The organism is Rickettsia endosymbiont of Urophora cardui (genome assembly GCF_964030725.1).
Taxonomy (GTDB): domain Bacteria; phylum Pseudomonadota; class Alphaproteobacteria; order Rickettsiales; family Rickettsiaceae; genus Rickettsia.
The window spans coordinates 213,386-233,048 of record NZ_CAXIPY010000006.1; the positions used below are offsets into that span (position 1 = coordinate 213,386).

Genomic DNA, 19,663 nt, shown 5'->3' on the forward strand with positions numbered 1-19,663 from the left:
TTTATATTTAAAGTTAAATATTTAGTGCTTTTATCAGCTTAAAAGCGATATTTCTACAATTTAAAGTAAATTATTTGATATATAATACAAATTATAGATTGATACACTCGCCACTTTTTTTAATCTCTCAGGGTTTAATTCCCCGAAGCTCTGCTTCGTGATATCATAAGAAACAACTAAAACTTTTTTAGATACCTCGTAGCTCTGCTGCGAGGAGCATCATTAAAAATTTTTTGTCAAAACTTCAGTTTAAAATTAAAAGCTCAATTTAGCTCGCTTTATACTGGATTCCTGCTTTCGCAGGAATAACATATAGGACATTTTTCAATCCACGCTGGCCATGCCGAATAAATCACGGGATGATAGGAAAAACTTAATATATTTAAAAAATATGAAAATAATAAAAAAATTACCAATTATTATTTTGCTCTTATTAGCAGCAAATTTTAAAGTATTTGCTGAACCTGACAATAATATTGAGCAAGTTTTTTTATATGTAGATCAAAAAAATTGGTCACAGGCAGAGCAGTTAGCTAGGGAATTAAATAACAAAGCTTTAACAAAAATTGTTGTTTCGCAAAGATTTTTAGATAGCGATTATCCGAATAATAGCTTTGAGCAAGTAATTAAGTTTTTGTGCGATAATCCAAATTGGCCTCAAGGTAAGCTATTAGAAGAAAAAGCAGAAAGATACTTAAATAGTAATACAAATAAAAAAACAATTTTTAAATGGTTTAGTAAGCATCCGCCTCTTACTGGTAAAGGTTATAAATATTATGCGTTAGTTGCAAGTAGCTTAGTTAATGATCAAAAAATATTATTACCTATTATTAAAGATGCTTGGATATATGCTGATTTTAGCCCTGAAGCAGAAAGTGCATATTATAGCAGATGGCAGAAATATTTAACTACCAATGATAATTTAGAACGAATCGAAGAACATCTTTGGAAGTCTGATATTAGATCAGCTGAGCAATCACTAAAATATGTAGATCGTAATTATCACAACTCCTTTAGAGCTCAAATTGCTATTATAAATAAATCGCCAAATGCTGAAAAGCTTTTCAGACAAGTCCCTGAAAAATATTATACTTCTGGTTTGTTATATCGTTATTTAGATTCTAAGAAAAAGCAAAAACCAACTGGCGAAATTATTACTTTATTTAAGAAAGCAAAGAATAATCGTAAGCATTTTGCTAAATGGTGTCGCTTGCAGCTTTACTATGCTCGTGAGTTTATCGATTATAAAGATTTTGCTCATAGCTATAAAATAGCATCATTGCCTTTTGCTACCTGTCCTGAAACGATAAGAGAGCAGGAGTGGATGGCTGGATGGTTATCTCTAAGCTTTTTAAAGAAGCCTGATCAGGCATTAGCACATTTTAATAAATTTATCAAAATTGTTAAAACTCCGATTAGTTTAGCACGTGGGTATTATTGGTTAGGACGAAGTTATGAAGCAAAAGGTAATAAACAAACTGCTAAACAATTTTACGAGCAGGCTGCTAAATACTCTTTTACCTTTTATGGTCAGGTAGCAAATATTGAGTTAAATAAAACTAATTTAGTATTGCCTCCTGTACCTATAGTTAGTAATGAAGAAAGAAAGAGTATTGAAAATAAAGATATTATTAAAGCAATAAGATTATTAGTTAAATATGATAAAAATAAATTAGCTGTTATATATTCTAAAGCTGCTATTAAAGAGACTAAAAACCCTGCTGAAATTTTAGTAATCACAAATATTATTAAGTCAACTAATAATGCTAACTATATGGTTGATGTAGCAAAAATTGCTGTTCAAAATAATATTTTCATTCCAAATTGTGCTTTCCCAACTCCTTATAATCTAACAGGGCTTCCTATTGACCCTCATTTAGCTTATGGGATTATTAGGCAAGAATCTGTTTTCGATCATAAAGCGGTAAGTAGTGCAAATGCTAGGGGCTTAATGCAGCTTATTGATAAAACTGCTTGTGAAACCGCTAAATCTATAAGTCTTAAATGTAGTGTAGCAGATTTAACTAGAAATCCTGCATATAATATTAAACTTGGTACTCATCATTTTAAACAATTACTGGGTGATCATCGTGGATCTTACATTTTATCGATTGCCTCTTATAATGCTGGCAGTCACAATGTTGCAAAATGGATAGATAGATTTGGTGATCCAAGGAATATCAAGGATATGAGAAAAGTTATTGATTGGATGGAACTGATACCTTACCGAGAAACAAGAGATTATGTTCAAAGAGTTCTTGAAAATATTCAGATTTATCGTACAATTTTGAATAAAAATAATACATTCAAGTTGAAACAGGATTTACACGCTTGTGATATACCAAAAAGTTAATTATGTTAATGTTTTGTTTGACATAATCATAAAATATGAGTATGGTGCGGGTATATAATTACTGAAGTTTTGACAAAAAATTTTTATTAAATTGTAGAAATATCGCTTTTAAGCTGATAAAAGCACTAAATATTTAACCGCATAGCGAAAATCTAGGGAGCTTGCTCCCTAGATGGATAGCGTTATAATATAAGCGTTGGCATATTATAATTTAGTAGAATGGAATTGAGGCGTAATAGTCATCATGTTTTTAGAATCATGTATCACTTTGTGTGGATACCAAAATATCGTCATAAAGTGTTGATTGAACCTTATAGAGAAAGCTTAAGGTTAATAATAAAGAAGATTGGTTACGATTATAATATAGAAATAGTGGAGTTAGAGATACCTACTGATCATATTCATATGGTAGTAAAATCTAAGCCAAAAGTTTCTCCGTCGTATATTATGCAAATAATAAAAAGCATATCTGCAAGAAATTTTTTTAAGCTTTATCCACAAATAAAACGTAAATATTTTTGGGGTGGTAAACTTTGGACGCAAAGTTTTTTTGTAGAAACTGTAGGTAACTTTAATGATGAGGTAATTCGTGAATATGTACGAAATCAACTAAACACAATGGATAAAATTGAAAAAGAAACAAAGCAGTTTAACCTGTTTTGAAACTCGGTCGCTTGCGGCCGAGTTCTTCATCTTTAAATATAAATTTTTACTTTAGTCAGAAAAATTAGAATTTTTGTCAAAACTTCAGTTTAATATTGATCGATTTAAAAGTGAAGAAATGAATATTATGGGTGGTGATCAGTATTCTTATTTAGATTTTTTAGCTTAAAATTCTATCATAAGGCTTGCCTTACGTTGTCATTGTGAGGAAAAACTGGCGTTGTTGCATGGGTCGAAAATGCCCTGTATGTCATTCTTAGCAATGGCGGTAATCCAGCATAAATCGAGTTTTTTAACTTTAAAAACTTGCTGTATGTATACTTTTTTTTCCTGGATTCCCGCCGTTGCTAAGAATGACATAAGAGCCATGCAACGAAGCCACTCCTAGCTAGGTATGACATAATAGTAAAACTCTAATAATAAATATCATGAAACTTAAAAATTTAATTTCATTAATATTACTATTTTCTTCATTATCAGCTTTTTCGCAAGCTGCAATACCTCAATTATTAAAAAATATTCCAATTAATGTTGTTGCACCGGCTTCAGGTGCTGATAGCAAAACTTTATCTGATTTAAAAAGTATCAAAACTCTTAACTTAAATATGCCGGCTAAATGTTTTAGCAAAGGTGATTTACCATTTTTAGCAAGTACTGATGAGATAAGATTTAATTGTTTGAAAGATGCCTTATATAATGAATCTAGCAATATAGTATGGAGTTTAAGAGGTGGTTATGGGTCAGCAAGATTAATTCCTGATTTATTAAAACTTTCAAAACCAAATAAGAAAAAATTTTTTATAGGATATAGTGATATAACGGCTTTGCACCTTTTCTTATCACAAGAATGGGGATGGAAAACAATACATGGCACTAATGTAGCTGGTTTGCTAAAACCTGAACAAGATCAAGGTAATGTCATAAAACTTGCTGAAATATTGCAAGGTAAAGTAAAACAAGCGGTCATAAATAATTTAGCAGCTCTTAACAATGTAGCCAAACCAACCGAACTTGTTAGCGGCAAGCTAACCGGCGGTAACCTAACTATGGTGTTAAGTAGTATAGGGACTAGATGGCAAATAAAAACCGCTGGTAAAATTCTTTTTTTAGAAGATATAAATGTAGCTCCTTATCAGTTAGATCGTGCTTTAATCCAATTAAAACAAGCTGGATTACTTGAAAATATTAAGGCTATAATATTTGGTACGTTTGATAAAGATTCTAAACTCACAATGTTAGTGCTGCGTAATTTTGCAAATGATTTAAAAGTACCGGTATTTAAAACTGATAGATGCGGTCATGAAAAAATCAATGATCCAATTATTTATAACACGGATAGTAAAATTATCAGTAATGGTGAAAAATTTAAGTTGATAATGGATTTGTGATAGCTCCTATTGCTTTATACACACAAATATACTAAAATAAAAGGATAAAATATTATGATAGCAGAAAGTCACATAGAAACAATAAAGCAAGTTGGAGCTAACGGGCAGGTATCACTTGGGAAAAAATATGCTGGTAACTGCAGTTTTGACAAAAAAATTTTATTAAAAAAAGTGGCGAGTGTATCAATCTATCATTTGTATTATATATCAAATAATTTACTTTAAATTGTAGAAATATCGCTTTTAAGCTGATAAAAGCACTAAATATTTAACTTTAAATATAAATTTTTATTTTGGTCAGAAAAATTAGAATTTTTGTCAAAACTTCAGGTCAAAAGACACTAATATTTATAGTGTCTGTAAGATCAAATCTTGACTTCTACATTCTAAATTATCCGATTTTGATCTGACAAATTGTAGTTGATTATAGGAGAGTTTATAGAAAAGATGAGATACTGGGAGAAAGATTTTGGGGTATGTATTTATGCTAAAAAATTACTGGATAAAGTAATATATTTGAATAGTGTAGTAAAAGCACTATCACCGGTAGACGTATTGGAAGTAAAAAAAGCGATATACTATGCTAGAAAATATCATGGAAGTCAAATGCGTCAATCAGGAGAGCCATATTACTCTCATCCGATAGAAGTAGCATGTATGGTAGCGGAATATACAGCATCAAAGATTCCAAGCTATTTCAGAACTGATATTATTGTTACCAGCATACTGCATGATACCCTCGAAGATACAAAACTTACCGAAAAAATGATTGCTTATATTTTCGGGGATAAGGTTGCTAGTCAAGTAGAAGCTTTGACTAGGGTTAAACCTCATGGCAAGATTAGCTCGGCGGAAACACTAGATTTCCTATTTCAGCAAAAAAAATATGATGTGGCTTTGATTAAAATTGTTGACCGAATTCACAATTTAGAAACTGTTAGTATAAAATCTCCGGAAAAGATTAATAAGATAATAGAGGAAACTTTAAAAAGTTTTTTATCCATGTGCATATATTTAGAACACAGTCAATTAGATGATTATTTATATGAACTATGTTGTAATGCTACGCATAAAAAGCCTATATAGGCCATCAGTGACGGTAGGCCATATACAACATAGAGAGTTTTTTAATGTCCCCCTTCGGGGATCAAAAATCCCTCGCCTTTAGGCGAAGGGAAGATATAATGAAATTGCTTTAGCAATGAATTTATATCAAGAAATATGAGAAGTTATAGAAAGAATAGTCATAGTCAGTATGATTTAAAAGTGCATCTTATATGGATACCAAAATATAGGAAGAGAATATTGATAACGCCAATTTAGGATAAGAGCAGTTGTTCTGGAGCTAAAGCATCAAGTTTTATACGAGATTTAGTGATAGCATAAGAAGTAACACAAGCTAGAATATGCACCAAGAAATTAACAGGAGATCTATGCCTTGTATGCTCTAGGTTCATTCTATTTTTTAGTATAATGATGCTCCGCGCAGCAGAGCTACGAGGTATCTAAAAAAGTTTTAGTTGTTTCTTATGATATCACGAAGCAGAGCTTCGGGGAATTAAACCCTGAGGGATTAAATACTGATTCAATTAATGATCGTTTACGTAACATAGCTTTATCTTCTAATTCTAGTAAATAATTCTTCATATCCTTGCGAATATTAGTTATCATTCTTAAATTTCTAGAATAGAGTTTAAACCATAACTCTTTACAAATATATGCTTTATCACCAAATACCTTACCTGGTCTATCCGCCAAAAACACTTCAAATCCTGATCATTTGTAATGGGATAGAGTTTTGACAACAAATTGCTAAGATTTTCAATAAAAATTAATAAGTTATGTTAATTTTTACTGCTACATTTCTGTGTTGGTCTAATTTTGATATGGAGCTATTGTTAACGATTTTTTATCGTTCATCTAGTTTTTGCATGATGATATTTTTGATTTATGTGGAGTTAGACACGATTTGTAAATGATTTGCAATGCATCGTAAATTCAAACCAATAGCAGAGATTATTGGATTGATAATATCTCCTATCATACCTTTCAAGAAGTTTCTACCCATCCGACCATATTGCTTTAAGTGACCTATTATTGGTTCTATGGCACTGCGTCTCTTGATCATAGACTTGTCCTCTTGTAACAACTTCTTCCGCGTTTTTGGGGTATATACCTTACTCTTCTCCTTTACATTGCTACCACTATACCCAAGATCAACAAATGATTTCTTTATCTTGATTCCAGTGACACTCTCTACTGCTTCAAAGCTCTGATGCAATGTATGACCATCATAAGGATTATTATGAAACGATTTTGCGGATAAAACAAAATTTCTACGACCACTTACTACTACCGCTACTTTATTGCCAAACTCATATGGCTTGTTGCGTTTTCCCTTTCCTATACACTCTACTTCAGGGGCATGAAAACTATATAATACTTTGTTATCTTCTTTATATTGCTTTTTAGCTTCTCTTTTTAAAACAGATTGGTTATGTATTTGTTTTATTTTTTGCAATACTTCTTGATTTTTGAGAGACAAGTTTAATTGCTTATTTTTGATCTCACGCTCACATACTCTAATCAAACGACCCAGTAATATTTTTAAATGCTTCATTATTTTCCAACGCTTCTTGGCTTTACTATGTTCTTTATATTTCCATAGCTTTACTATATCGCGTTTATAGGTTCTAGCGTATGTTTCATTCAAATGTATACCCAAACTGTTGCAAAGCTTTACTATGCTAAGCCTAGCTTTATCCATTAAATAAACATCGTGTGGGTGTTTGATATTCTTAATTTGTACAGTCGTATCAGCGATGATTAATTCCAAATCTTTTTTTTTAATTGTGTTAGTTTTTATCCCAACCCTGATCAACTCCGATAATATCTCATTATATCCAGCTTCACCTAATACACTACGAAACCGTCGTATACTAGTTTCCGAGATAGCTATGTCTTTTTCTATATATTCCCACCCGCAGAAATACTGCCAATACATATTCTCTTTTAGCTCTTCCTCTGATAATGAATCTGAAAAATTATACATTGCTTGTAGCATCGTTATGCCAAGCATCACTCTATGACATTTTCTATTTCTACCAAATTTCTTAATACAAACATTTTTTGATAACCACTCTTCGAGCCTAGACCAATTTATTAATTCTCTTAATTTATATAGCTTATTATTTGGGTTTAATTCTTCTTTTAATTTATAACCAAACAGTTTCCCTTGTTCTTGCGATTTGATAATGTTGTCTATTGGCATTGACTGAAATCCATAAGGTTTATGACCATATTTTATCATTTTCTTACGGATTGTTGTATTACTTCTTGTCTTAAAACCATATTATCTATAAGGCTTGTAGAGTTTTGGCGGACGGACTACCTGTTATCTTCTGAGTTATAGATTCAAGAACAGATAAATCAGCTCTATTTGCTTTTGTTATTTTAACAGCTATAATCTCTGCTTTATGATTAATGATTAAATGTAATTTAAATCCCATAAACCAACCATAACTACTCATCCCAACTTTGGCAATTTTACCAAAAACTCTATTACTAGAAGTGCGCTTAGCATGACAAATAGATAGTTTTGTTGAATCAATAAAATATATTCCTGTATCTTCACCTCGTAGTAATTGCAACATTATTGACAATGGCAATATTAACCTTGGCCATAATTGTACTATTCTACTATAACATGGTAAATTAAAGTAACCCTTATATTTATGCGGTAAGTAGTATAAATAATAGTTTTTAAAGTCCTTGCAAGGCGATAGATAAAAATATATGACTATTGTCATCAATTCTGCAAGACTTAATTTTCCTATTCTATGCCTTTGCTGATTTGTTGATAATAGACGGTGTTCTATCCATTCTTCATATATTTTACAAAAATTATCTACTAAATAATATACAGTTATGATATATCTTTTCATGTTGAGTTACTGATCTTTTATTAAAAAAATCTATCATAACTCAACATTAATCTCCTTTAAACCCTTTATCTATAAGCTTTCTATCTATCCCTTATCCTAAATTAGCGTTGAGAGGCAAAGTATCGGAAAGGACTAGAGATTTACTGAGGCAGATTTGCATGGAACATGAAGTACATATAATTTTAGGGAAAATATCATGTGATCACGTACATATGTTTATCTCATATAAGCCGCAAATATCTCTTAGCAAGTTAGTACAGTATTTCTGAAGTTTTGACAAAAGGAAAGTTCTATAATTAATTAAGCCAGATATAATCAATTTTTAATCTCTCAGGGTTTAATTCCCCGAAGCTCTGCTTCGTGATATCATAAGAAACAACTAAAACTTTTTTAGATACCTCGTAGCTCTGCTGCGAGGAGCATCATTTAAATATAGATATATCATGGCTCATTTAACGATAGATGAAAGATTTAAAATATACGAATGTTATGAACTCAAGAGAATGAGGCATAATTATAGACCAGATAGGGCTAACACACTTGCTTGCAGTTTAAGGCAAGGTAAGAGAAAAAGAAAATTAGATATTGATAATAATTTACGAGCAGAAATAATAAAGCAGTTAACACAGGGTATTTCACCAGATATAATTTCAGGTAGACGTAAACTATCACGAGATACTGTCAATATTTCTACAGAGAGTATATACCAGTTTATTTATACATCTCCTATAGCACAAAGGCAAAAATTATATTTATCTTTAGCAAGAAAAAGGAAAAATAGGTTGCATCATGGTACAAGAATCAGAAACAAAAGAATTACAATACCAAATCGAGTTTCCATTACTGAAAGACCAGAGATAAATAGAAAGATAGCAGCAATAGGTCATTTAGAAGGTGATTTAACTTTTAACAAAGGTAATCAAAGTCGTAATATAGGCGCTCTTGTGGATATCAGAACACAAAAAGTGTTTCTCACTTTAAACCGTTCAAAAAGAACACAAGATGTGATTGGTAACATGAATAAAAAACTTAAACAATTGTCGCATATAATCAAAAGCATAACGTTAGATAATGGCAAAGAATTTACCAATCATGAACAACTATTGCCAAAATCTGAACGAAAAGTATATTTTTGCAATCCTTATTCTCCATGGCAAAAACCATTGATAGAGAAGATTAACTCAATGGTGCACAGAGTATACTCTAAATCTTTAGATATAAAAAAATTAACAATAAAGCAATTACAAGAAATTGAGGATTTTTTAAATAATTTACCAAGAAAAGTGCTCGGTTATAAAACACCCAATGAGGTATGGGAAGAAAATATAAATCTGGCTTAATTAATACTGGAATTTACCAACAAACAAGAATAGATGGCTTAGACCAAAAGATAATATCCTTATATGCGAAGGGTATGAGTGTGTCTGATATTAAAACACAATTGCAAGAATTATATGGAGCTGAGATCAGTGAGAGCCTAATCAGCAGGATTACAGATGAAGTAATAGGTGAGGTCAAGATTTGGCAGAGTAGACCTCTTGAATCAGTATACCCTATAGTATATTTTGACTGTTTAGTAGTGAAAGTAAGACAAGATAAACTTATTATTAATAAATCAGTATATGTAGCTTTAGGAATAGATTTATCTGGCAGAAAGGATATTTTAGTCTATCCGCCAAAAACACTTCAAATCCTGATCATTTGTAATGGGATAGAGTTTTGACAACAAATTGCTAAGATTTTCAATAAAAATTAATAAGTTATGTTAATTTTTACTGATACATTTCTGTGTTGGTCTAATTTTGATATGGAGCTATTGTTAACGATTTTTTATCGTTCATCTAGTTTTTGCATGATGATATTTTTGATTTATGTGGAGTTAGACACGATTTGTAAATGATTTGCAATGCATCGTAAATTCAAACCAATAGCAGAGATTATTGGATGGCTCTGTCTCATCAATTGTGTAAATTTCGTGAACCATTAAATTCTACCATCAAATTTGATCATAAAATGAGCCATAGCTTCATTCCAATTGGGGATAGGCATAGACCATTTTTTGGTAATATAATCAATTGTCAGATATAAAACTTTAAATACTGCGTCATCATTTGGAAAGATGCGTTTATTCTTAGTAACTTTTCTCAATTGGCTATTCAGCGATTCTATCGCATTTGTAGTGTAAATAATCTTACGAATCTCCTTTGGATATTGCAAGAAAATTATCAAATTATCCCAATTATTATACCAAGATTTAGCTATATGCGGATATTGCTTACTCCATTTTTGATCAAATGACTCAAGAGCTAATTCTGCTTCTTTTTCAGTAGCAGAAGTATAGATTAGTTTCAAATCCGCTGCTAATTGCTTTCTATCTTTATATGATACATATTTGAGGCTATTCCTGATCTGATGGACAATACAAATTTGATGTTCAGTTTTCGGATATACTGATGCAATAGCATCAGACATACCAGTTAGATTATCACTACAAGCAATTAAGATATCTTTTACTCCTCGATTCTTCATTTCAGTAAAATTACCAAGCCAAAATTTAGCTCCTTCATTCTCACTTATCCATAAGCCTAGAGTCTTTTGCAATGATTGTGTAAATTTTTGTTGAGCCTATATTAGAAGTAATTAAAAATATAGGTAACAGAAATGCAAATAGAGAAGAATAAAAAAATAAATGAAGCAATAGATTTGCTGATAGAAGGCGGAGTAGATTTAAAAACAGTACTAAGTCAGAATGGATTAATTAAGGAATTAACCAAGGGTATTTTAGAGCGAGCACTGCATGCTGAGATGTCAGAACATTTAGGTTATAGCAAGTATGATAGAGCTGAAACTGAGAATGCGAGGAATGGTAGTTTTAGTAAGAATCTGATTAGTGAGAATGGTACTATAGAGATAAATGTTCCAAGAGACAGACAAGGTAAATTTGAACCTATAATAGTCTCAAAGAAACAAACAAGAACAGGAGTTTCGCACTTAGCAAAATTGTGTATTAGTTAGAAGCCATTTAATGTTGTTCTGAATTGATGTTTTTATAACTTCCCAAGTTTGTTGATATAAAGTAATGTTTTCATTTATCCTCCTTTTGTTCATATCAAGCCAGGCCAATACAGCAAGGCAAATATGATTTCTTTGAGCTCGACCCGTGCGTGCCTGACAGCATTCAATACCACAAGTTTGTTTCAATTCTCGATGATAAACTTCTATAGACCAACGCGCCTTAACAATTTTCTCTATTTGCTCACGTGTAGGATTCTCTAAATTAGTTGTTATGTAATCAATGCGACCATTTTTTGCCACAAACTTAAATACCGTAACCCAACCGTATCCACGTAGGTGAATTTTTAGCCCTTCATCGGGAATCTCTAAAGTTTCCAAGCTAACATTACGATTAACTTTTCTATTTTTTCTTAGGTTGGTAACCCATATCCAACCTAAATTACGTATATGTTTTAAATTATCCAAACCACTATACCAAGCATCCATAACTATAGCATCAGGCTTGATACCTCTTTCTTTAGCTAAAGTAAGCATATCACAAAAATGCTCGTTCTTTGTTTTACCATCAGTTTCTTTATCATATATTCTATAATCTACAGGAGTAGATTGATCAATTTGAGTATTGTAATGCAGTAAGTTTACCATTCCTATACCAGGTATAACATCATGTACAGCCCCAGAATATTGATAATTTACAAGCTCGATCCTCTTACTGTATTGCTTTGACAATAAGGTGTCATCTCCCACTAATAAACAAGGATCTTCCAGATCAATATATTTTGACACTTTGCTATAGATTTCGCTAGGGCGAAAATCCTTACTCTTTAACCATCGACTTGCACTATCGTGCGATAGATCTAATGGACTTACTTCAGATAATGCTTTGCTAGTATATCTTACACTACTTGCTTGTAAGAATGATTTATATAAATCTTTGCTACATTTTGATCTTGTCATTTTTATCTAAAACTATTTTTCTCTAGATTAGCATATTATTTGCTAAGTGCGAAACTCCTGAAGAATAGATGGCTTAGACCAAAAGATAATATCCTTATATGCGAAGGGTATGAGTGTGTCTGATATTAAAACACAATTGCAAGAATTATATGGAGCTGAGATCAGTGAGAGCCTAATCAGCAGGATTACAGATGAAGTAATAGATGAGGTCAAGATTTGGCAGAGTAGACCTCTTGAATCAGTATACCCTATAGTATATTTTGACTGTTTAGTAGTGAAAGTAAGACAAGATAAACTTATTATTAATAAATCAGTATATGTAGCTTTAGGAATAGATTTATCTGGCAGAAAGGATATTTTAGGCTTATGGATAAGTGAGAATGAAGGAGCTAAATTTTGGCTTGGTAATTTTACTGAAATGAAGAATCGAGGAGTAAAAGATATCTTAATTGCTTGTAGTGATAATCTAACTGGTATGTCTGATGCTATTGCATCAGTATATCCGAAAACTGAACATCAAATTTGTATTGTCCATCAGATCAGGAATAGCCTCAAATATGTATCATATAAAGATAGAAAGCAATTAGCAGCGGATTTGAAACTAATCTATACTTCTGCTACTGAAAAAGAAGCAGAATTAGCTCTTGAGTCATTTGATCAAAAATGGAGTAAGCAATATCCGCATATAGCTAAATCTTGGTATAATAATTGGGATAATTTGATAATTTTCTTGCAATATCCAAAGGAGATTCGTAAGATTATTTACACTACAAATGCGATAGAATCGCTGAATAGCCAATTGAGAAAAGTTACTAAGAATAAACGCATCTTTCCAAATGATGACGCAGTATTTAAAGTTTTATATCTGACAATTGATTATATTACCAAAAAATGGTCTATGCCTATCCCCAATTGGAATGAAGCTATGGCTCATTTTATGATCAAATTTGATGGTAGAATTTAATGGTTCACGAAATTTACACAATTGATGAGACAGAGCCTAAGCCTAAAATATCCTTTCTGCCAGATAAATCTATTCCTAAAGCTACATATACTGATTTATTAATAATAAGTTTATCTTGTCTTACTTTCACTACTAAACAGTCAAAATATACTATAGGGTATACTGACTCAAGAGGTCTACTCTGCCAAATCTTGACCTCATCTATTACTTCATCTGTAATCCTGCTGATTAGGCTCTCACTGATCTCAGCTCCATATAATTCTTGCAATTGTGTTTTAATATCAGACACACTCATACCCTTCGCATATAAGGATATTATCTTTTGGTCTAAGCCATCTATTCTTGTTTGTTTCTTTGAGACTATTATAGGTTCAAATTTACCTTGTCTGTCTCTTGGAACATTTATCTCTATAGTACCATTCTCACTAATCAGATTCTTACTAAAACTACCATTCCTCGCATTCTCAGTTTCAGCTCTATCATACTTGCTATAACCTAAATGTTCTGACATCTCAGCATGCAGTGCTCGCTCTAAAATACCCTTGGTTAACTCCTTAATTAATCCATTCTGACTTAGTACTGTTTTTAAATCTACTCCGCCTTCTATCAGCAAATCTATTGCTTCATTTATTTTTTTATTCTTCTCTATTTGCATTTCTGTTACCTATATTTTTAATTACTTCTAATATAGGCTCAACAAAAATTTACACAATCATTGCAAAAGACTCGAATTTTTAGCCCCTCATCGGGTATCTCTAAACTTTCCAAGCTAACATTATGATTAACTTTTCTATTTTTCCTTAGGGTGGTAACCCATAGCCAGCCTAAATTACGTATATGTTTTAAATTCTTCAACCCGCTATACCAAGCATCCATGACTATGGCATCAGGATTGAGACCTCTTTCTTTAGCTAAAGTAAGCATATCACAAAAATGCTCATTCTTTGTTTTACCATCAGTGTCTTTATCATATATTCTATAATCTACGGGAGTAGATTGAGCAATTTTAGTATTGTAATGTAGTAAGTTTACCATTCCTATACCAGGTATAACATCATGTACAGCTCCAGAATATTGATAACGTACAAGCTCAATCTTCTGACTGTATTGCTTTGATAATAAGGTGTCATCCCCCACTAATAAACACGGTGCTTCCCAATCTATATATTTTGACACTTCCTTATAGATTTCGCTAGGACGAAAATCCTTACTCTTTAACCATCGACTTGCACTATCGTGAGATAGATCTACTGGACTCACTTCAGATAATGCCTTGCTAGTATATCTGACACTACTTGCTTGTAAAAATGATTTATATAAGTCCTTGCTACATTTTGTTCTTGTCATTTTTATCTAAAACTATTTTTCTCTAGATTAACATACTTTTTGCTAAGTGCGAAACTCCTGTTTAGTACATTTCTTCTTTCCTCTTCTGTTTGAGCATCGTGAAAATTAAATACTAAAATCTTTGACTCTGAAGATTTATTTAAAACTGCAATATCCTGTGATGTAAGATGATCTCTCCTGATTATTGTGCATGCAGCATATAAACTACTCAAGCTATTGATATCCAGTCCTATCTCAATATTCTGGTTTGTAAGTAATGACACTAATATATTGTTATCGATGAGCTCATCATACCAATTCTGATGTTCTGTATTTAAAGCAACTTGAATCAAATCATTCAAACTTATTGGTGTGCTGCTGCCGTGTAAAGTAATCAATTCCTTATTTAACAAAGATTGTTTTGTGATTAAATCCAATGCACTGAAGCTCAATTTAAGATTTTGATTATCTGAGTCAACGCCCTCCTGGTCCTTAAATAGGTTATCACAATTCTTTGTATTCTTACTATAAAGAATTATTATTTTGTTCTTGGCTAATTTTAAGTGTTGTATGATAATATTTTTAATATTATCGCAATTTTTATCAGTGGCATTAACTTCAACCACTATTAAGTGACATTTACTTCTCGAGCTATTAGCTACTTTCAAATAAGAATCTATATAACTAAATTGATCAAAACGGGCAAAGATATATCCAGATGCCGTATAGTATGTTATTTGACTATCTTGACTGTTTACTAACTTCTGGAAGTATTGTACTATAGTAATATGACCTAAAGTGATATTGTCACAATTGAGATATAATATTTTTGTGTTATTCGCCGTGGATAAAAATTCAGTAATTACAGGTACATCAACATTTAGATCTTCCTGCACAAAAGGACTAGCAAAGTAGGCTTGACTAATACCATACATTACAGGTAATTGCATAGTATCATTTATTGTATTAAATAATGCCTTGGCCTCCTGGTATTGATAAATAGTCCCTACTCTATCTGAACACCATTTATGGAGAGCATTGTAATACATCGTGTACGCAATTTCTGCATCATGGTGTACTAATTCATTAAGTTTTATATCATTTTTCAACGAATCACTAAGTTCTTCTCTATTCTCATAGTTCGTTATCAATTTAAATTTCGTACAAAACTGATCAAAATCATGCTCACTATATAGTCCGTCCGCCAAAACTCTACAAGCCTTATAGATAATATGGTTTTAAGACAAGAAGTAATACAACAATCCGTAAGAAAATGATAAAATATGGTCATAAACCTTATGGATTTCAGTCAATGCCAATAGACAACATTATCAAATCGCAAGAACAAGGGAAACTGTTTGGTTATAAATTAAAAGAAGAATTAAACCCAAATAATAAGCTATATAAATTAAGAGAATTAATAAATTGGTCTAGGCTCGAAGAGTGGTTATCAAAAAATGTTTGTATTAAGAAATTTGGTAGAAATAGAAAATGTCATAGAGTGATGCTTGGCATAACGATGCTACAAGCAATGTATAATTTTTCAGATTCATTATCAGAGGAAGAGCTAAAAGAGAATATGTATTGGCAGTATTTCTGCGGGTGGGAATATATAGAAAAAGACATAGCTATCTCGGAAACTAGTATACGACGGTTTCGTAGTGTATTAGGTGAAGCTGGATATAATGAGATATTATCGGAGTTGATCAGGGTTGGGATAAAAACTAACACAATTAAAAAAAAAGATTTGGAATTAATCATCGCTGATACGACTGTACAAATTAAGAATATCAAACACCCACACGATGTTTATTTAATGGATAAAGCTAGGCTTAGCATAGTAAAGCTTTGCAACAGTTTGGGTATACATTTGAATGAAACATACGCTAGAACCTATAAACGCGATATAGTAAAGCTATGGAAATATAAAGAACATAGTAAAGCCAAGAAGCGTTGGAAAATAATGAAGCATTTAAAAATATTACTGGGTTGTTTGATTAGAGTATGTGAGCGTGAGATCAAAAATAAGCAATTAAACTTGTCTCTCAAAAATCAAGAAGTATTGCAAAAAATAAAACAAATACATAACCAATCTGTTTTAAAAAGAGAAGCTAAAAAGCAATATAAAGAAGATAACAAAGTATTATATAGTTTTCATGCCCCTGAAGTAGAGTGTATAGGAAAGGGAAAACGCAACAAGCCATATGAGTTTGGCAATAAAGTAGCGGTAGTAGTAAGTGGTCGTAGAAATTTTGTTTTATCCGCAAAATCGTTTCATAATAATCCTTATGATGGTCATACATTGCATCAGAGCTTTGAAGCAGTAGAGAGTGTCACTGGAATCAAGATAAAGAAATCATTTGTTGATCTTGGGTATAGTGGTAGCAATGTAAAGGAGAAGAGTAAGGTATATACCCCAAAAACGCGGAAGAAGTTGTTACAAGAGGACAAGTCTATGATCAAGAGACGCAGTGCCATAGAACCAATAATAGGTCACTTAAAGCAATATGGTCGGATGGGTAGAAACTTCTTGAAAGGTATGATAGGAGATATTATCAATCCAATAATCTCTGCTATTGGTTTGAATTTACGATGCATTGCAAATCATTTACAAATCGTGTCTAACTCCACATAAATCAAAAATATCATCATGCAAAAACTAGATGAACGATAAAAAATCGTTAACAATAGCTCCATATCAAAATTAGACCAACACAGAAATGTATCAGTAAAAATTAACATAACTTATTAATTTTTATTGAAAATCTTAGCAATTTGTTGTCAAAACTCTATCCCATTACAAATGATCAGGATTTGAAGTGTTTTTGGCGGATAGACTATTTAATCAGTGGGTAGGTGAGCTATTATGCCCATCACTAAAACCTGGACAATGTGTAATAATGGATAATGCGAGTATTCATAAGTCACCGTTGGTAAAGGAATTAATAGAAAAAGCGGGTTGTACTCTTATTTATCTACCGGTCTATTCTCCAGATTTAAATTCTATTGAACACTGTTGGGCTAATTTTAAAAATTACTTGAGAAAAATTATTAAAAACTTTAAAGATTTTCGTGATGCAATAACGGCAGCAATGGTAAAAACCTTCCCGTGTTAGCTATAGATTATCACTACAAGCAATTAAGATATCTTTTACTCCCCGATTCTTCATTTCAGTAAAATTACCAAGCCAAAATTTAGCTCCTTCATTCTCACTTATCCATAAGCCTAAAATATCCTTTCTGCCAGATAAATCTATTCCTAAAGCTACATATACTGATTTATTAATAATAAGTTTATCTTGTCTTACTTTCACTACTAAACAGTCAAAATATACTATAGGGTATACTGATTCAAGAGGTCTACTCTGCCAAATCTTGACCTCATCTATTACTTCATCTGTAATCCTGCTGATTAGGCTCTCACTGATCTCAGCTCCATATAATTCTTGCAATTGTGTTTTAATATCAGACACACTCATACCCTTCGCATATAAGGATATTATCTTTTGGTCTAAGCCATCTATTCTTGTTTGTTTCTTTGAGACTATTATAGGTTCAAATTTACCTTGTCTGTCTCTTGGAACATTTATCTCTATAGTACCATTCTCACTAATCAGATTCTTACTAAAACTACCATTCCTCGCATTCTCAGTTTCAGCTCTATCATACTTGCTATAACCTAAATGTTCTGACATCTCAGCATGCAGTGCTCGCTCTAAAATACCCTTGCAGGAGTTTCGCACTTAGCAAAATTGTGTATTAGTTAGAAGCCATTTAATGTTGTTCTGAATTGATGTTTTTATAACTTCCCAAGTTTGTTGATATAAAGTAATGTTTTCATTTATCCTCCTTTTGTTCATATCAAGCCAGGCCAATACAGCAAGGCAAATATGATTTCTTTGAGCTCGACCCGTGCGTGCCTGACAGCATTCAATACCACAAGTTTGTTTCAATTCTCGATGATAAACTTCTATAGACCAACGCGCCTTAACAATTTTCTCTATTTGCTCACGTGTAGGATTCTCTAAATTAGTTGTTATGTAATCAATGCGACCATTTTTTGCCACAAACTTAAATACCGTAACCCAACCGTATCCACGTAGGTGAATTTTTAGCCCTTCATCGGGAATCTCTAAAGTTTCCAAGCTAACATTACGATTAACTTTTCTATTTTTTCTTAGGTTGGTAACCCATATCCAACCTAAATTACGTATATGTTTTAAATTATCCAAACCACTATACCAAGCATCCATAACTATAGCATCAGGCTTGATACCTCTTTCTTTAGCTAAAGTAAGCATATCACAAAAATGCTCGTTCTTTGTTTTACCATCAGTTTCTTTATCATATATTCTATAATCTACAGGAGTAGATTGATCAATTTGAGTATTGTAATGCAGTAAGTTTACCATTCCTATACCAGGTATAACATCATGTACAGCCCCAGAATATTGATAATTTACAAGCTCGATCCTCTTACTGTATTGCTTTGACAATAAGGTGTCATCTCCCACTAATAAACAAGGATCTTCCAGATCAATATATTTTGACACTTTGCTATAGATTTCGCTAGGGCGAAAATCCTTACTCTTTAACCATCGACTTGCACTATCGTGCGATAGATCTAATGGACTTACTTCAGATAATGCTTTGCTAGTATATCTTACACTACTTGCTTGTAAGAATGATTTATATAAATCTTTGCTACATTTTGATCTTGTCATTTTTATCTAAAACTATTTTTCTCTAGATTAGCATATTATTTGCTAAGTGCGAAACTCCTGCCTTGGTTAATTCCTTAATTAATCCATTCTGACTTAGTACTGTTTTTAAATCTACTCCGCCTTCTATCAGCAAATCTATTGCTTCATTTATTTTTTTATTCTTCTCTATTTGCATTTCTGTTACCTATATTTTTAATTACTTCTAATATAGGCTCAACAAAAATTTACACAATCATTGCAAAAGACTCTAGAGTTTTGACAACAAATTGCTAAGATTTTCAATAAAAATTAATAAGTTATGTTAATTTTTACTGATACATTTCTGTGTT

13 protein-coding genes and 11 pseudogenes are annotated in these 19,663 nt (G+C 31.8%); 13 read left to right on the forward strand and 11 right to left on the reverse strand.

The window, feature by feature from the left end:
- The first annotated feature begins 391 nt into the window (after positions 1–391).
- The 6 genes and pseudogenes from AAHI98_RS08720 to AAHI98_RS18630 form a co-directional block, all read left to right on the forward strand.
- The gene (locus tag AAHI98_RS08720; RefSeq protein ID WP_342226147.1) at positions 392–2,353 is read left to right on the forward strand and encodes a lytic transglycosylase domain-containing protein; all 1,962 of its coding nucleotides are present in this window, start codon (positions 392–394) and stop codon (positions 2,351–2,353) included.
- 219 nt (positions 2,354–2,572) lie between these two features.
- Positions 2,573–3,016 (forward strand): IS200/IS605 family transposase, encoded by a 444-nt coding sequence (gene tnpA, locus AAHI98_RS08725; RefSeq protein ID WP_342225661.1) that lies wholly within the window; start codon positions 2,573–2,575, stop codon positions 3,014–3,016.
- 428 nt (positions 3,017–3,444) lie between these two features.
- Positions 3,445–4,404 (forward strand): LD-carboxypeptidase, encoded by a 960-nt coding sequence (locus tag AAHI98_RS08730; protein WP_342225662.1) that lies wholly within the window; start codon positions 3,445–3,447, stop codon positions 4,402–4,404.
- Positions 4,405–4,458: 54 nt separating this feature from the next.
- A complete protein-coding gene (locus AAHI98_RS08735; RefSeq protein ID WP_342225663.1) occupies positions 4,459–4,629 on the forward strand; it encodes a hypothetical protein in 171 nt (56 codons plus the stop codon).
- A 222-nt stretch (positions 4,630–4,851) separates the two neighbouring features.
- On the forward strand, positions 4,852–5,490 hold the full coding sequence (locus AAHI98_RS08740) for an HD domain-containing protein (protein WP_342225664.1): 639 nt from the start codon (positions 4,852–4,854) through the stop codon (positions 5,488–5,490).
- A gap of 135 nt (positions 5,491–5,625) precedes the next feature.
- Positions 5,626–5,715, forward strand: a pseudogene (locus tag AAHI98_RS18630) (IS200/IS605 family transposase); the annotation flags it as partial.
- An 8-nt stretch (positions 5,716–5,723) separates the two neighbouring features.
- Here AAHI98_RS18630 and AAHI98_RS18635 read toward each other — a convergent pair.
- The 3 genes and pseudogenes from AAHI98_RS18635 to AAHI98_RS08755 all read right to left on the reverse strand — a co-directional run.
- A pseudogene (locus tag AAHI98_RS18635) lies at positions 5,724–6,147 on the reverse strand (transposase); the annotation flags it as partial.
- Positions 6,148–6,352: 205 nt separating this feature from the next.
- The gene (locus AAHI98_RS08750) at positions 6,353–7,714 is read right to left on the reverse strand and encodes an IS5 family transposase (RefSeq protein ID WP_342224717.1); all 1,362 of its coding nucleotides are present in this window, start codon (positions 7,712–7,714) and stop codon (positions 6,353–6,355) included.
- 79 nt (positions 7,715–7,793) lie between these two features.
- Positions 7,794–8,348, reverse strand: a pseudogene (locus AAHI98_RS08755) (transposase); the annotation flags it as partial.
- Between the two features lie 71 nt (positions 8,349–8,419).
- Between AAHI98_RS08755 and AAHI98_RS08760 the strand changes: the two are divergent.
- The 3 genes and pseudogenes from AAHI98_RS08760 to AAHI98_RS08770 all read left to right on the forward strand — a co-directional run.
- Positions 8,420–8,611: pseudogene (locus AAHI98_RS08760) on the forward strand (transposase); the annotation flags it as partial.
- Between the two features lie 180 nt (positions 8,612–8,791).
- The gene (locus AAHI98_RS08765; protein WP_342225667.1) at positions 8,792–9,688 is read left to right on the forward strand and encodes an IS30 family transposase; all 897 of its coding nucleotides are present in this window, start codon (positions 8,792–8,794) and stop codon (positions 9,686–9,688) included.
- Between the two features lie 20 nt (positions 9,689–9,708).
- Positions 9,709–10,014 (forward strand): annotated as a pseudogene (locus AAHI98_RS08770) (transposase); the annotation flags it as partial.
- 317 nt (positions 10,015–10,331) lie between these two features.
- On the opposite strand, the pseudogene AAHI98_RS08775 reads toward AAHI98_RS08770, so the two are convergent.
- Positions 10,332–10,940, reverse strand: a pseudogene (locus AAHI98_RS08775) (IS256 family transposase); the annotation flags it as partial.
- Positions 10,941–11,015: 75 nt separating this feature from the next.
- On the opposite strand from AAHI98_RS08775, the pseudogene AAHI98_RS08780 reads away from it, so the two are divergent.
- Positions 11,016–11,324 (forward strand): annotated as a pseudogene (locus tag AAHI98_RS08780) (transposase); the annotation flags it as partial.
- A 15-nt stretch (positions 11,325–11,339) separates the two neighbouring features.
- On the opposite strand, the gene AAHI98_RS08785 reads toward AAHI98_RS08780, so the two are convergent.
- The gene (locus AAHI98_RS08785; protein WP_342224656.1) at positions 11,340–12,320 is read right to left on the reverse strand and encodes an IS701 family transposase; all 981 of its coding nucleotides are present in this window, start codon (positions 12,318–12,320) and stop codon (positions 11,340–11,342) included.
- Between the two features lie 76 nt (positions 12,321–12,396).
- Here AAHI98_RS08785 and AAHI98_RS08790 point away from each other — a divergent pair.
- Positions 12,397–13,284 (forward strand): annotated as a pseudogene (locus AAHI98_RS08790) (IS256 family transposase); the annotation flags it as partial.
- A gap of 37 nt (positions 13,285–13,321) precedes the next feature.
- On the opposite strand, the pseudogene AAHI98_RS08795 reads toward AAHI98_RS08790, so the two are convergent.
- The 3 genes and pseudogenes from AAHI98_RS08795 to AAHI98_RS08805 all read right to left on the reverse strand — a co-directional run.
- Positions 13,322–13,939 (reverse strand): annotated as a pseudogene (locus AAHI98_RS08795) (IS256 family transposase); the annotation flags it as partial.
- Positions 13,940–14,007: 68 nt separating this feature from the next.
- Positions 14,008–14,631, reverse strand: a pseudogene (locus tag AAHI98_RS08800) (transposase); the annotation flags it as partial.
- Positions 14,632–14,633: 2 nt separating this feature from the next.
- Complete coding sequence (locus AAHI98_RS08805; protein WP_342225671.1) at positions 14,634–15,818, reverse strand: hypothetical protein; 1,185 nt, start codon at positions 15,816–15,818, stop codon at positions 14,634–14,636.
- A gap of 65 nt (positions 15,819–15,883) precedes the next feature.
- On the opposite strand from AAHI98_RS08805, the gene AAHI98_RS08810 reads away from it, so the two are divergent.
- Both AAHI98_RS08810 and AAHI98_RS08815 read left to right on the forward strand, forming a co-directional pair.
- Complete coding sequence (locus AAHI98_RS08810; protein WP_342225672.1) at positions 15,884–17,245, forward strand: IS5 family transposase; 1,362 nt, start codon at positions 15,884–15,886, stop codon at positions 17,243–17,245.
- A gap of 190 nt (positions 17,246–17,435) precedes the next feature.
- Positions 17,436–17,726, forward strand: coding sequence for a transposase (locus tag AAHI98_RS08815; protein WP_410526226.1), 291 nt, complete (start codon positions 17,436–17,438; stop codon positions 17,724–17,726).
- Positions 17,727–17,729: 3 nt separating this feature from the next.
- Here the strand turns inward: AAHI98_RS08815 and AAHI98_RS08820 are convergent.
- The 3 genes and pseudogenes from AAHI98_RS08820 to AAHI98_RS08830 all read right to left on the reverse strand — a co-directional run.
- A pseudogene (locus AAHI98_RS08820) lies at positions 17,730–18,338 on the reverse strand (IS256 family transposase); the annotation flags it as partial.
- Positions 18,339–18,353: 15 nt separating this feature from the next.
- Positions 18,354–19,334, reverse strand: a complete 981-nt coding sequence (locus AAHI98_RS08825; RefSeq protein ID WP_342224656.1) for an IS701 family transposase — start codon at positions 19,332–19,334, stop codon at positions 18,354–18,356.
- A gap of 22 nt (positions 19,335–19,356) precedes the next feature.
- Complete coding sequence (locus AAHI98_RS08830) at positions 19,357–19,509, reverse strand: hypothetical protein (RefSeq protein ID WP_342225674.1); 153 nt, start codon at positions 19,507–19,509, stop codon at positions 19,357–19,359.
- Positions 19,510–19,663 lie beyond the last annotated feature (154 nt).

What these genes read in the sequence shown, in the direction of transcription:
- AAHI98_RS08810 (WP_342225672.1), top strand. Translation starts at nt 15,884, where the DNA reads ATGATAAAATATGGTCATAAACCTTATGGATTTCAGTCAATGCCAATA.
- AAHI98_RS08735 (WP_342225663.1), top strand. Translation starts at nt 4,459, where the DNA reads ATGATAGCAGAAAGTCACATAGAAACAATAAAGCAAGTTGGAGCTAAC.
- AAHI98_RS08825 (WP_342224656.1), bottom strand. Translation starts at nt 19,334, where the DNA reads ATGACAAGATCAAAATGTAGCAAAGATTTATATAAATCATTCTTACAA.
- tnpA (WP_342225661.1), top strand. Translation starts at nt 2,573, where the DNA reads ATGGAATTGAGGCGTAATAGTCATCATGTTTTTAGAATCATGTATCAC.
- AAHI98_RS08830 (WP_342225674.1), bottom strand. Translation starts at nt 19,509, where the DNA reads ATGCAAATAGAGAAGAATAAAAAAATAAATGAAGCAATAGATTTGCTG.
- AAHI98_RS08720 (WP_342226147.1), top strand. Translation starts at nt 392, where the DNA reads ATGAAAATAATAAAAAAATTACCAATTATTATTTTGCTCTTATTAGCA.
- AAHI98_RS08765 (WP_342225667.1), top strand. Translation starts at nt 8,792, where the DNA reads ATGGCTCATTTAACGATAGATGAAAGATTTAAAATATACGAATGTTAT.
- AAHI98_RS08750 (WP_342224717.1), bottom strand. Translation starts at nt 7,714, where the DNA reads ATGATAAAATATGGTCATAAACCTTATGGATTTCAGTCAATGCCAATA.
- AAHI98_RS08740 (WP_342225664.1), top strand. Translation starts at nt 4,852, where the DNA reads ATGAGATACTGGGAGAAAGATTTTGGGGTATGTATTTATGCTAAAAAA.
- AAHI98_RS08785 (WP_342224656.1), bottom strand. Translation starts at nt 12,320, where the DNA reads ATGACAAGATCAAAATGTAGCAAAGATTTATATAAATCATTCTTACAA.
- AAHI98_RS08730 (WP_342225662.1), top strand. Translation starts at nt 3,445, where the DNA reads ATGAAACTTAAAAATTTAATTTCATTAATATTACTATTTTCTTCATTA.